The sequence below is a fragment of the Pandoraea anhela genome (assembly GCF_902459655.1).
Classification (GTDB): Bacteria; Pseudomonadota; Gammaproteobacteria; order Burkholderiales; family Burkholderiaceae; genus Pandoraea; species Pandoraea anhela.
On sequence record NZ_CABPSB010000003.1, the window covers coordinates 351,411 to 362,900 of the forward strand.

The following is an 11,490-nucleotide window of genomic DNA, read 5'->3' on the forward strand; positions in this document are numbered from 1 at the left end:
GGGAGGCTCACAAATGACTCAGAACTGGTCGGTCGGTATCGAAGGCATGACGTGCGCGTCGTGCGTGACACGCGTGGAGAAGGCGATACGGCGCGCCCCGGGCGTGGCGGGCGCCAATGTCAACCTGGCGACCGAAACGGCGGCGGTCGAGGCGGCAGCCGATGTCGCGCCTGCGGCGTTGCTGGGGGCTGTCGAGGCCGCGGTGGTCGACGCCGGGTATCAGGTCGCGGAGCAATCGTTCGAGCTTGCCATCGGCGGTATGACGTGTGCCTCGTGTGCGGGGCGCGTCGAGAAGGCCTTGCGCAATGTGCCCGGTGTCGTCGAAGCGAACGTGAATCTCGCGACCGAACGCGCTGCCGTACGCGGCGTGCGTGGCGCGGTGGACGTCGGCGTGCTGACGGCCGCCGTCGAGAAGGCGGGGTATGAGGCATCGCCCGTGACAGATCCTGCGCAGGCCGTCCAGACCGAAAGCGGCCCGGCATGGTGGCCGGTGGCCGTGGCGGCGGTGTTGTCGGTGCCGTTGTTGCTGCCCATGCTGGTCGAGCCGTTCGGGCTGCATCTCACCCTGCCGGCATGGGTGCAATGGTTGCTCGCCACGCCGGTGCAGTTTTGGCTGGGCGCGCGGTTCTACCGGGCCGGGTACAAGGCGGTGCGAGCGGGGAGCGGCAACATGGATTTGCTGGTGGCGCTGGGCACCTCGGCCGCATACGGTCTGAGTTTGTACGAATGGTGGCGTGCGCCGGGCGGCGGCATGCCGCATCTCTATTTCGAAGCGGCCGCCGTCATCGTCACGCTCGTACTGTTGGGCAAGTGGCTCGAGGCGCGCGCGAAGCGGCGCACGGTCGAGGCGATTCGTGCGCTGGCGGCGTTACGTCCCGAGACGGCACGTGTGCTGCGCGATCCGCAGGGCGTGGCGAGCGAGGTCTCGGTGCCGCTCACTCAGGTGAAAGTCGGTGATTGGGTCGTGGTGCGCGCCGGTGAGCGGGTGCCGGTCGATGGGGTAATTCGCGAGGGCGCGAGTCAACTCGACGAGTCGTTGCTGACCGGTGAGCCGTTGCCGATCGACAAGGCTGGCGGCGACAAGGTGGTCGGCGGTTCGATCAACGGTTCGGGGACCTTGCGCGTGGAAACCACGGCGGTAGGTGCCGATACGGCACTTGCCCGCATCATCCGCATGGTCGAGGATGCGCAGGCGGGCAAGGCGCCCATTCAGCGCGCTGTCGACCGCGTGGCGGCGGTGTTCGTGCCGGTGGTCGTCCTGATCGCCATCGCGACGGTGATTGGCGGGTGGGCGATGGGGATCGGACTGGAGGCGTCGTTGCTCAACGCCGTCGCAGTGCTGGTGATCGCGTGCCCGTGCGCGCTGGGGCTTGCCACACCGGCCGCGATCATGGTCGGTACGGGGGCGGCGGCGCGTCAGGGCATTCTCATCAAGGATGCCGAGGCGCTCGAACTCGCCCATCGCATTGACGTCGTGGCGTTCGACAAGACGGGGACGCTGACGGAAGGCAAGCCGCGGCTGGTCGCGCATTTACCCGCTCACGGCACGAGTGCCGATACGTTGTTGCGGTGGGCCGCTGCGGTGCAGTCCGGCAGTTCTCACCCCTTGGCCAAGGCGGTCACGGTAGCCGCCGACGAGGCCGGACTCGCCTCGAAAGTACCGGTGGCGTCGGACATTGCGGCGTTGCCGGGGCGCGGCATGCGCGCAAGCATTCAGGAGGCATCGGTCGCCGGCGAGGCCGAGGGTCGCCATGCCCTCCAACTGGGCAACGCGCGGTTGCTCGACGAGCTAGGTGTCTCGCAAGGGGCACTGGCGCAAGACGCTGCGCGGCTGGCGGGTGAGGGACGCACGGTTTCGTGGCTGGTGGAGACCGGCGGGACAAACGTCGATGGTTCGGTGGCTGGCCCGGCGACAGCGAGACTGCTCGGGTTGCTGGCATTCGGCGATACGGTCAAGGCCAGCGCGAAACCGGCGATCGACCGGCTGCATGCGCTCGGCGTGCGATGTGTGATGGTGACGGGCGATAACGCCGGCAGTGCCAGGGCCGTCGCCGATGCACTGGGACTCGATGACGTGCATGCCGACGTATTGCCTGAGCACAAGGCCGAGGTCATCGCGCAACTCAAGCGTGACGGCGCCGTCGTAGCGATGGTTGGCGACGGCATCAACGACGCCCCCGCGCTGGCGGCCGCCGATGTGGGTATCGCCATGGGGTCCGGGACGGACGTGGCGATGCAGACGGCCGGTATTACGCTGATGCGTGGCGACCCGCTGCGCGTGGCGGACGCCATCGACGTCTCGCGCCGCACATGGTCGAAGATTCGTCAGAACCTGTTTTGGGCGTTCGCGTACAACGTGGTCGGCATTCCGCTGGCGGCGCTCGGACTGCTGAGCCCGGTGATTGCCGGGGCGGCCATGGCGCTGAGCAGCGTCAGCGTCGTGAGCAATGCGCTGTTGTTGCGCCGGTGGCGTCCGGCGTTGTCGCCGATGGCCGCGGCAGCGACGGGTGTCGCCGAAGCTGAGCGGCAGGGCTGACGTGCGCGAGCCGGGCTGAGGCGGGAGGGGGCTGTGTGGTGTGGCTGCGTGGTGTTGCTGTGTGGGGCGGCTGTGTGGTGCGGTGAAGCCCGTCACGCGGGCGTTTGCGGGCAGCCTGCCCGAGCATAAGGTGAACGGCGCATAATGAAACGATCCGGGGCGACCCATCGACAGAGACCTGCCGGTACGTCGCCCGGCTTTTCACTTGTCTTGAAATTCGCCGAAAGCGGCACCATCTGGGTGCCATCGTCTGTCTTCCGGCAAGGAGTCGATGCTGCCGAATATGAATAGTCTGCATATCGCGAGTTACAACATCCACAAGGGCTTTTCCGCGTTCAACCGACTGCGCGTTCATGAGTTGCGTGCGGGGTTGGAGGGACTGGCGCCGGATCTCGTCTTCCTGCAGGAAGTGCAGGGCATGCACCAACGCCATGCGGTGCGTCACAGCAACTGGCCCGTTCAGCCGCAACACGAGTTTCTGGCTGGCGCCATGTGGCGCGATCACGCGTACGGCCGGAATGTCGTCTACGAGCATGGGCATCACGGTAACGCGATTTTGAGTCGTTATCCGATCGTCAAATCGGACAATCACGACATCACGACCTATAGTTTTGAGAAACGCGGCATGCTTCATTGCGAGATTGCCGTGCCGGGGCTGACGCAGCCGTTGCATTGCCTGTGTGTGCACTTGTCGCTCGCCGGGCAGGGGCGGCGTCGCCAGTTCGACATGCTGACGGAGCGTGTGGCGGATGCCATCCCTTCGGATGCCCCGTTGATCATCGCCGGCGACTTCAACGACTGGAGTAATCAGGCGGACCGTCTGCTCGCCGAGAAACTGGCGCTGACGGAAGTGTTTCAGAATAGCGCTGGTCGTCCGGCGCGCAGTTTTCCGAGCGGATTGCCGCTTTTACGACTTGACCGCATCTACGCACGCGGCTTTCATATCGAGGGGGCGCAAGTATTGCACGGGCGTCCCTGGTCACGGATCTCCGATCATGCGCCGATCAGTGCCCGACTCGTGCCGTCGGATGCCGGGAAAGCCTTGAACGGGTCCTCTCTCCCATCGTTCAACCCTCGTTCCCCCCAGTGAGGTCGCCATGAACATCGGACAAGCGGCGCAGGCCAGCGGCGTTACGGCCAAGATGATCCGGTACTACGAAAGTATCGGTCTGATGCCCCCGAGCCCCCGCTCCGAGGCAGGGTACCGGCGATATGGCGAGCAGGATCTTCATCTGCTTCGGTTCATTCGTCAGGCGCGGCGTCTGGGTTTCGGTATCGATCAGATTCGCCAACTGCTGGCGCTATGGCAGGATCGTGGGCGCTCCAGTGCGCAGGTGAAGGCATTGGCGCAATCCCACGTCGACGAACTCAATCAACGCATCGGCGAACTCGTCGCCATGCGCGACACGCTCTCCCATCTCGCGATGCACTGCCATGGCGACGATCGCCCGGACTGCCCGATCCTGGAAGGGCTGGCGGCGGCCGAGTTTCCCGGCAATGCGGGGGCGGCCAAGACGCAAGGCGAGTGCGGGGCGAATGTCATGGCGGCTTGCGGCAGCGCGACACAACCCGGTGTCGCGCCTGCCGCTACGGCGGCGAACGCCCCGGCGGGCGGACCGTTGGGAGATGGCGATGCGCAGGGCGCTCACCCCGTCCCGCAAGGCTGACGACGGACGTGTGACGATATGAGGATGTCATATTTCCCGCGTAATCTCGTGGGTGATGCGCCGCAGCAGCGGCGCTTTTTTTATCGCGGGAATTTTGATCGCGCTCCTGCGACAGTGCGTCGCAGACAGTTTTTTGATGTGTTGCTTTTTTGTTATATAATTGATTTTTAAATGATTTTATTGGAATTGACTCCATTCGAAGTGACGCTCTAGCAGATTTTGTTGGTTTTTCCCATATAGGGGCTAACCCTTAACGGGAAAACCCTATATAATGCGAAGCACTGCTGCGATGCAGCACACTTATTGAATTGGAGAAACGCCATGTTTGCCGCCCTGTTTGAAGTCGTGAACACTTGGTTCGAAACTGCTGAGCGTCGTCGTCGTGAAGCGTTCCTGGCTGAGTCGAAGGACATCATCGAACTGGAACAACGTATCCGCGCGCTCGAAACCGCCGGTTACTAAGCAAGTCAGAAGTCCTTCCGGACGAACGGTCGTCGCTGGCGCAGCCAGGCAAGTCGATCGTCTCATCGGGCGATTCCCGTCATTGTGTGATGACGTGCGACGGCGCCCAACCGTGAGTCCGGATGCCGGTCCCGCTGTTCCGGGATTGGCGTAAGCGAGCCCGCCACTTTGGCGGGCTTTGTCGTTTACGGCATTGCTTGGGAGGCGCATTGCGCCAGCCTCTGCCTCCCTGAGATTCTCGCAAAATGCAGGTTTTGCTCAGCGACCGGATGAGTTGGTGCGAGGGCGCAAACGACGCTGCCCGGCAGTGCAGGGCCTGGCGCGTCAAGGACCTTCTCGTTGTCCATGAGGACCGACTTGTGAGGCGCATCCGATGTGCTTTTGCGTTGCAGTCGCACCGGCAGCCTCAACGACCTTGTCGAACCTCGTCGATCGGTTGTGAGCGGTCGAAATGAAAAGGCTCCGGCGCTGCAGGCAGCACCGGAGCCTTCATGGTTGGCGGCAATGACCTGACGTCAGGCCCGAAGACCGGATCAGTCCGTGCCGTACTTGGGCGAGCGCGGACCGTAGAGCATGCCGTTGGGATGTCCGGCGGAGAGCAGACGGGCGTTGGCGGTGCCGGCAACCGTGTAGCCGGCGTTCGACACGCTGTTGACGATCTGCTTGACGGCTGCCGTGATCAGCATGCCGATCAGCCCGCCACCACTGTTGTTGTTGCCCTCGTTGTTCGACGCACTGGCCGCGCCGCTCCATAGCTTGGCGCCGTTGCGCAGATCGACGAGATCGGCCGAGACCGTGACCACCGTGGCGCTGTCGAGCACCATGTACTTCGTGCCGTACTGCGTGATCTTGATGTAGAGCGCGGCGTCCGCGCCGAAGATCTCGCGCAGCTTGGCCGGGCTGACCTGATGGATGTCGCCAGCCACGGTCAGGCCGTTCTGACGGAACGATTCGTCTACCAGCGCGACGGGCATCACGTAGTAGCCTGCTTCACCCAACGGCACGGTGACTTGCGAGAGCACACTATAGGTCGCGTCGATATCGGGCGATTCGTTCAGCGGCGGCAACACCAGAATCGACTTCGGTTTGCTTTCCTTGAACGCGGTGTAGTCATACGGTTTGGCCTGATGCACGGCACAGCCGCTCATGACGGCGGCCAGTGCGGCGACCGTCAGCCATTGGCAGAGTCGGGCGATCATTGTTTGGCCTCCGTGGTTTTGTTCTTGAGCAGGAAGTCGATGTAGTTGGCGGACTCGGGGAACAACTGCTTTTCGATCTGGAATTGCTCGACCATCTTGTCGGACTTGCCGACCGATGCGTAGAGCAGGCCGAGGTGGGCGTGATACCCCGGCGGCGCCGCGTTGTTCGACGCCTTGATCTTTTCCAGATCGCGTTCGAGCGCAATGATCTGGGCTTCCTTCGATTCGCCCTTGAAATACTCGTAGACCTGCGGCTGGTAGCTTTCCCAGTCGTACAGCGGTTTGGGCGGTGTGGCGCAACCCGATAGCGTGACGATGGCCGCGCCGGCGACGGCCGCCATGGCCAGACGACCGAACGTAAATGTGCGATTCATGACGATAGCAATCCTGGCAGGCATGCCGTGGTCGGCGTGTCGTTCGTAGGGCGCGCTGCCCGCGCCGGATCGACGCACGCAGGCGAGCGCATGACGAACGATGCGCTACGGCATGCTGCAAAAGGGGAGTCGGTCGGCTTACTTGCCGGGCTTCCACGCGCCGCTTTCGATGCCGGCGACGAGATTGTTGACGGCTTCGCGCATCGCGAGGTCGAGGACCTTGCCGTTGAGCGTGGAGTCGTAGCCAGCCGTGCCGCCGAAGCCGATCACTTCGCGATTGGACAGCGCGAATTCGCCCGCGCCACCGCTCGAGTAGACGACCTCCGACGTGGCGATGTCGACCACGTTCAGGTTGACCTTGGCATACGCGATCTGCTCGCGTCCCCGGCCCAGAATACCGAAAAGTTGTTTGTCGCCCACTTCCTTGCGACCGAACTCGACGACATCGCCGGTGATCACGTAGTCGGCACCCTTGAGCGTCTGCTGAGTCTTCTTGATGTCGGCTTCCTGACGGATCTCGGCCATGTTGTCGCGGTCGAGCACGTTGAAGCGATTCGTTTGCTGAAGATGCGTAATCAGAATCGTCTTGGCCTGACTGCCCAGACGATCGACATTATCGGAAAAGACGCCGCGCATATACGCGGAACGGTTGTCGAACTTGCCGACGGCGATCGGCGTGCGCACGCCGACGTATGCACGGCTGGCGCTCTCGACCTTGGCGACTTCTACGGTACGCGAGCTTTCTGTGGCGCAACCGCCGAGCGTTGCCATCGCGAGCATGGCAGCGCTGAGCAGCGCCATGCGGGACTTCCTTTTCTGCACGTTGATACCCCTGAGTGTGTTGGCGCCCGCCGGGTCATGAATGTCGCACGAGTGTGCAACGGTCCCTGGCGGGCAATCTGCCCCTGACTGTCTTGACGCGTTTTTTTCTAAGAATTAGTAAGGGGTGCTGATGGTAGCACGTACGGTGGCGACTTTGACGGGCATGCCCGACACGTCGATTGCCCCGGTCGGGCCGACGATACTCACCGTGGGCCGTTCCCTTGACATTGGTGACGGGCGTGTCGCCGTGACGGATATTGACGTCAGTCCAGCCCGAAGATCAATAACAGATTGGTGCCGGTGATGACCACGAACAGGCACCATGCGAAGACCTGCGCGGGACGTCCGATCGTGTTGCCTTTCATTACGCGCGGGTCGCTCACCGAACGAATCAGCGGCCACATGGCGAACGGCAGTTGCAGGCTGAGCAATACCTGACTCCAGACCAGCAGTTTGCCCACGGCGCCGTCGCCGAGCCACAGCACGCCGATCAGCGCGGGCACCAGCGCAAGGCCGCGTGTGATCAGGCGCCGCTGGTAACACGGAATCTTCATGTGCAGGAAGCCATCCATGATGACTTGCCCGGCGATCGTGCCGGTGAGCGTCGAGCTTTGCCCGGACGCGAGCAAGGCGATGCCGAACATGAACGCGGCAGCCCCGCCCGCAATCGGCGTAATCAACTGATACGCCTGCTCGATATCGGTGACGTTGGTCTGGCCGTTCGCGTGAAAGACCGAGCCCGCAAGAATAAGAATTGCCCCATTCACACACATCGCGATCAGCAGCGAACCCCAGGTATCGATACGCACTAATGCGAGGGTGTCGCGTACATCGCCAAGTTTGCCGCCGACCACCCGCCGGGTTTGCACGACGGACGAATGCAGATAGAGGTTGTGCGGCATGATCGTCGCGCCGACGATGCCCAGCGCCAGCACGATGGCGTCGCGCCGGTCGTGGCTGGGCGCGCCCGGCACGAGACCTGCGGCCACGGCATGCCAGTCGGGCGGCGCCATCGCGACTTGTGCGATGAAGCAGAACGCCATCGTTCCGATCAATCCGAAAACGATGGCCTCGATCTGACGGAACCCTTTGCCTTGCAGGCCGAGCACGATCATCGTGTCGAGCGCGGTAAGAACGATGCCCCACGAGACGGGCACCCCCAGCAATAGCTTGAAGGCCAGCGCGCAGCCGAGCACCTCGGCGATATCGCACGCGACGATGGAAATTTCGGCCGTGAGCCACTGCACCAGACGTCCCGCCCGGCCGTAGCGTTCGTAGCTCGCCTGTGCGAGATCGCGTCCCGCGACCAGCCCGAGCCGTGCGGCGAGCATCTGCAGGAAGATGGCCGCAAGGCTCGACAGCGCCACGACCCATAGCAACGAGTAGCCGAATTGCGAGCCCGCCTGAATGTCCGTCGCCCAGTTGCCGGGATCCATATAGCCGATGGCGACGAGCAGCCCGGGGCCGGCGAAGCGTTTGAGTTTGGTCCAGCGCGATTGGTGCGCGTCGATGACGATGCTGCCCTTGACCTCGGAGGGGCAGAAGGGCGCGGTGGCGGTAGTCGGGAGCGGCATGAGGGAAGGGTTTCGTGCAATGACGCTCACGTTAGCCGGGCCGGCGTTCGCCCGCAAGCGGGATCGTCGGGAAAACCGGGGGGGAATCGCGGCAGGAAAGCGGGCGGCGACGCCATCGGGAGGCTGCCAAAGGTCGATGAACTGCTATACTGTATATTCATACAGTATTCGGATGCTTGATTCTCCAGATGACCCTGCCGCTCTCCTCCCTGCCTGCCGGGCTATGGCGCGCCAGCGAACTGGCGCATTGCCATCGGGCGGGCCATGCCACCGGTTTTGCGGCGCTCGATGCCGAGCTGCCCGGTGCCGGGTGGCCGCATGGCGCGGTGACGGAGTTGCTGAGCGAGCGTCCGGGGATCGGGGAGTGGCGATTGCTGGCTCCGGCGTTGCGCGATCTGACGCAGGCCGGCAAACCGGTGATGGTGATTGCGCCGCCGATGCTGCCGTACGCGCCGGCGCTGGTGGCGTGGGGGATCGATTTGCGCTGGCTCAGCGTGGTGACGCGTCCTGCGACATCCTCGGCATCGGTGGCATCGGTGGCTTCGGCGATTGCCCGGGGGCGTCGCGGCGCAGGCGAGCAAGGGCGAGACGCAGCTGGAGGGGCGCGAGGGACCAGAGGGATCAGAGGGATGAAGGGAATGAGGCCCGAGGACCGCGACATGCTCTGGTGTGCGGAGCAGGCGCTCAAAAGTGCTTGCTGTGGGGCGGTGCTGACGTGGCTACCGGCGGCCACGCCCGAGCAACTCCGGCGGCTTCAGGTGGCGGCCGGTGGCGGTGAAACGCTGATTTGGGTGATGCGTCCTGCCGCTGCGATCTCGACAGCTTCGGCTGCGCCGTTACGGCTGGGGCTCACCGTTGGACAGGGGAGCCGACTCGGCGTGCAGTTTCACAAGCGTCGGGGGCCACCGCGTCTCACCCCGCTGTGGCTGACGCTGCCGGCGCCCTATACGCGTGCACCACAACCGCGAACGGACGCGAAGGACGACGCCATGCCGCTGCATGCCCGGCCCGATCCGGCGCCGTCGCCCGTACCGTCCGCCGTCTCTTTCGTTTCTGCTTCCGGAGTCTCGCATGGCTTGCTGGATCGCCCTGCATCTGCCGTCTCTGGCGCTTGAGATTGCCTCGCCGCGCATTCGTGCGGAGGGGGCTGTCGACACGCAGGCCGACACGCAGGCCGACATGACGGTCGTGCTGGCGCAGTCGCGTGTCTGGCAGGCGAGCGAGGTTGCGCAGGCGGCCGGGGTGCAACCGGGGATGCGTCGTGGCGGCGTGCTGGCCCTGTTGCCGCAGGCACGATTTCACGATCGCGACGAAGCGGCCGAGACGGTGGCGCTCGAAGCGCTGGCGTTGGCGTTGTTGCGCTTCGGCCCCGATGTGGCTGTTGCCGCCCCGCAGTGTGTAGTGATCGACGTGGCACCGAGCCTGCGTCTGTTCGGTGGTCTGACTGCGTTGGCGGCGCAAGTGCTGGAGAGTGCCGAGGCGCTTGGGCATCGCGCATGGCTGGGGGTTGCCGCGACGGCCAGTGCGGCGGCGTTGCTCGCGCGTGGCGGGGAGGCAACGTCGGCACACCTTGATCCTCGTGCGCCGACGCCTGAGCAGATGCAAGCGGCGATGAAGTCGCGCGCCTCGCGTCGCTCGGTCGTGCCGGCGAAGGTGGCGCAACCTCAACCTCAACATCAACCGGTGTCGAGGTCCGATTCGCCACCATCGCCCTCGCCCTCGCCCTCGTCGGTATGGCATGACGCGCCTGGGGGCCGCTTACTGCCGCCCCCCCTTGCGGCGTTGCCGGCACAACTGGATCCGCTATCGGTCGCGTTGCTGCCTGAAGCGCAGCCGTGGCTCGACTGGCTTGCGCAAATCGGTTGTACGACGTTGGGCGCGTTGCGGGCGTTGCCTGCGGTGGGGGTGAGACGCCGCTGCGGCGCCGAACTGCCGGCTTCGCTTGCCCGTGCCTATGGCGAGACGCCGGAGGCCCCGGCGTGGTACCGCGCGCCCCCGCACTTCGAGGCGGTCTTGCCATTGCCGTCGCTCACTCACGACGTTGACGTGCTCCTCTTCGGTTTGCGCCGTTTGCTGGCGCAACTCACCGGATGGCTGTCGGCCGGACAACTGGCGACGCGCGCCCTGACCCTGATACTTGAGCACGAACCGCTCGGCAGGCAGACGCTGGCGCCGACGCGTTTCGACATCCGTCTGGCCGAGGCGAGTGCCGCGCCGGCGCACTTGCTGTCGTTGTGCAAGGAGCGGCTCGCGCGTGCACCGCTGGTCGCACCGGTGCTGACGCTTCGGCTCGACGTAACCCAGACCGCGCCTCATGCCCCGGGCAGCGGGTCGTTGCTGCCCGAGCCGGGGCGCGAGCGGCAGGACTTCGTGCAATTGATGGAGCGCGTGGCGGCGCGTTTGGGAGATGAGCATGTGCGGCGCTTGCAGGTGCGCGGCGATCACCGTCCCGAGGCGGCGTTCGTCAGTGTGCCTTATGGAGTGCCTGGCGTGCCTGGCGCCCCCGGGGCCGAGCGGCGACATGCGCCAAATGCAGCGGGCGCGTCCTGCGCTGCAACGCGTCATTTGCCGGAAACCGCGCATCGGTTGCCTCCGCGACCGGCGTGGCTGCTCGATGCGCCGCAGCGATTGCGCGTGCGGCAGGAGCGTCCGTGGCGCCAGGGGCCGTTGCGACTGCTGAGTGGCCCCGAGCGTATCGAGGCGGGGTGGTGGGAACCGGGTACGGTCACGCGCGATTACTTCATCGCGGCCGATACCACGGGGGCGCTGCTGTGGGTGTTTCGGGAGCGGCCGGTGAAGGGCGCCGACGCCGCGTGGTATTTGCATGGCCTGTTCGGCTGATGCCAGAGGAGGCCA

The 11,490-nt window shown here is 64.8% G+C and carries 9 protein-coding genes and 1 pseudogene; 6 read left to right on the top strand and 4 right to left on the bottom strand.

Annotated features, from left to right (window positions below):
- Positions 1 to 13: 13 nt before the first annotated feature.
- The 4 genes and pseudogenes from PAN31108_RS06870 (at position 14) to PAN31108_RS06885 (ending at position 4,665) form a co-directional block, all read left to right on the top strand.
- Entirely contained in the window at positions 14 to 2,536 is a 2,523-nt protein-coding gene (locus tag PAN31108_RS06870) for a heavy metal translocating P-type ATPase (protein ID WP_150668125.1), read from the top strand.
- 283 nt (positions 2,537 to 2,819) lie between these two features.
- On the top strand, positions 2,820 to 3,626 hold the full coding sequence (locus PAN31108_RS06875) for an endonuclease/exonuclease/phosphatase family protein (protein WP_150668126.1): 807 nt from the start codon (positions 2,820 to 2,822) through the stop codon (positions 3,624 to 3,626).
- A 7-nt stretch (positions 3,627 to 3,633) separates the two neighbouring features.
- Positions 3,634 to 4,023 (top strand): annotated as a pseudogene (gene cueR / locus PAN31108_RS06880) (Cu(I)-responsive transcriptional regulator); the annotation flags it as partial.
- A gap of 501 nt (positions 4,024 to 4,524) precedes the next feature.
- On the top strand, positions 4,525 to 4,665 hold the full coding sequence (locus PAN31108_RS06885) for a DUF3563 family protein (RefSeq protein WP_072617503.1): 141 nt from the start codon (positions 4,525 to 4,527) through the stop codon (positions 4,663 to 4,665).
- 533 nt (positions 4,666 to 5,198) lie between these two features.
- Here PAN31108_RS06885 and PAN31108_RS06890 read toward each other — a convergent pair.
- The 4 genes from PAN31108_RS06890 to PAN31108_RS06905 form a co-directional block, all read right to left on the bottom strand.
- Positions 5,199 to 5,864: a DUF799 domain-containing protein gene (locus PAN31108_RS06890; protein ID WP_150668128.1), complete on the bottom strand. Its 666-nt coding sequence runs from the start codon at positions 5,862 to 5,864 to the stop codon at positions 5,199 to 5,201.
- On the bottom strand, positions 5,861 to 6,205 hold the full coding sequence (locus PAN31108_RS06895; protein WP_370819589.1) for a DUF4810 domain-containing protein: 345 nt from the start codon (positions 6,203 to 6,205) through the stop codon (positions 5,861 to 5,863). The genes PAN31108_RS06890 and PAN31108_RS06895 overlap by 4 nt, the downstream gene beginning before the upstream one ends.
- Positions 6,206 to 6,376: 171 nt before the next feature.
- A complete protein-coding gene (locus PAN31108_RS06900) occupies positions 6,377 to 7,039 on the bottom strand; it encodes a CsgG/HfaB family protein (protein ID WP_150668130.1) in 663 nt (220 codons plus the stop codon).
- A 284-nt stretch (positions 7,040 to 7,323) separates the two neighbouring features.
- Positions 7,324 to 8,634 carry an Nramp family divalent metal transporter gene (locus PAN31108_RS06905; RefSeq protein WP_150668131.1) on the bottom strand — a complete coding sequence of 437 codons (1,311 nt, stop codon included), beginning with the start codon at positions 8,632 to 8,634 and terminating at the stop codon, positions 7,324 to 7,326.
- 188 nt (positions 8,635 to 8,822) lie between these two features.
- Here PAN31108_RS06905 and PAN31108_RS06910 point away from each other — a divergent pair, with 188 nt between their 5' ends.
- Together PAN31108_RS06910 and PAN31108_RS06915 are read left to right on the top strand one after the other, a co-directional pair.
- Positions 8,823 to 9,749, top strand: a complete 927-nt coding sequence (locus PAN31108_RS06910; protein WP_150668132.1) for a damage-inducible protein — start codon at positions 8,823 to 8,825, stop codon at positions 9,747 to 9,749.
- Positions 9,706 to 11,475, top strand: a complete 1,770-nt coding sequence (locus PAN31108_RS06915; RefSeq protein WP_174994876.1) for a Y-family DNA polymerase — start codon at positions 9,706 to 9,708, stop codon at positions 11,473 to 11,475. Before PAN31108_RS06910 ends, PAN31108_RS06915 begins: the two co-directional genes overlap by 44 nt.
- The last annotated feature ends 15 nt before the right edge of the window (positions 11,476 to 11,490 follow it).

What these genes read in the sequence shown, in the direction of transcription:
- PAN31108_RS06900 (WP_150668130.1), bottom strand. Translation starts at nt 7,039, where the DNA reads ATGGCGCTGCTCAGCGCTGCCATGCTCGCGATGGCAACGCTCGGCGGT.
- PAN31108_RS06875 (WP_150668126.1), top strand. Translation starts at nt 2,820, where the DNA reads ATGAATAGTCTGCATATCGCGAGTTACAACATCCACAAGGGCTTTTCC.
- PAN31108_RS06895 (WP_370819589.1), bottom strand. Translation starts at nt 6,205, where the DNA reads ATGGCGGCCGTCGCCGGCGCGGCCATCGTCACGCTATCGGGTTGCGCC.
- PAN31108_RS06870 (WP_150668125.1), top strand. Translation starts at nt 14, where the DNA reads ATGACTCAGAACTGGTCGGTCGGTATCGAAGGCATGACGTGCGCGTCG.
- PAN31108_RS06905 (WP_150668131.1), bottom strand. Translation starts at nt 8,634, where the DNA reads ATGCCGCTCCCGACTACCGCCACCGCGCCCTTCTGCCCCTCCGAGGTC.
- PAN31108_RS06910 (WP_150668132.1), top strand. Translation starts at nt 8,823, where the DNA reads ATGACCCTGCCGCTCTCCTCCCTGCCTGCCGGGCTATGGCGCGCCAGC.
- PAN31108_RS06885 (WP_072617503.1), top strand. Translation starts at nt 4,525, where the DNA reads ATGTTTGCCGCCCTGTTTGAAGTCGTGAACACTTGGTTCGAAACTGCT.
- PAN31108_RS06915 (WP_174994876.1), top strand. Translation starts at nt 9,706, where the DNA reads ATGGCTTGCTGGATCGCCCTGCATCTGCCGTCTCTGGCGCTTGAGATT.
- PAN31108_RS06890 (WP_150668128.1), bottom strand. Translation starts at nt 5,864, where the DNA reads ATGATCGCCCGACTCTGCCAATGGCTGACGGTCGCCGCACTGGCCGCC.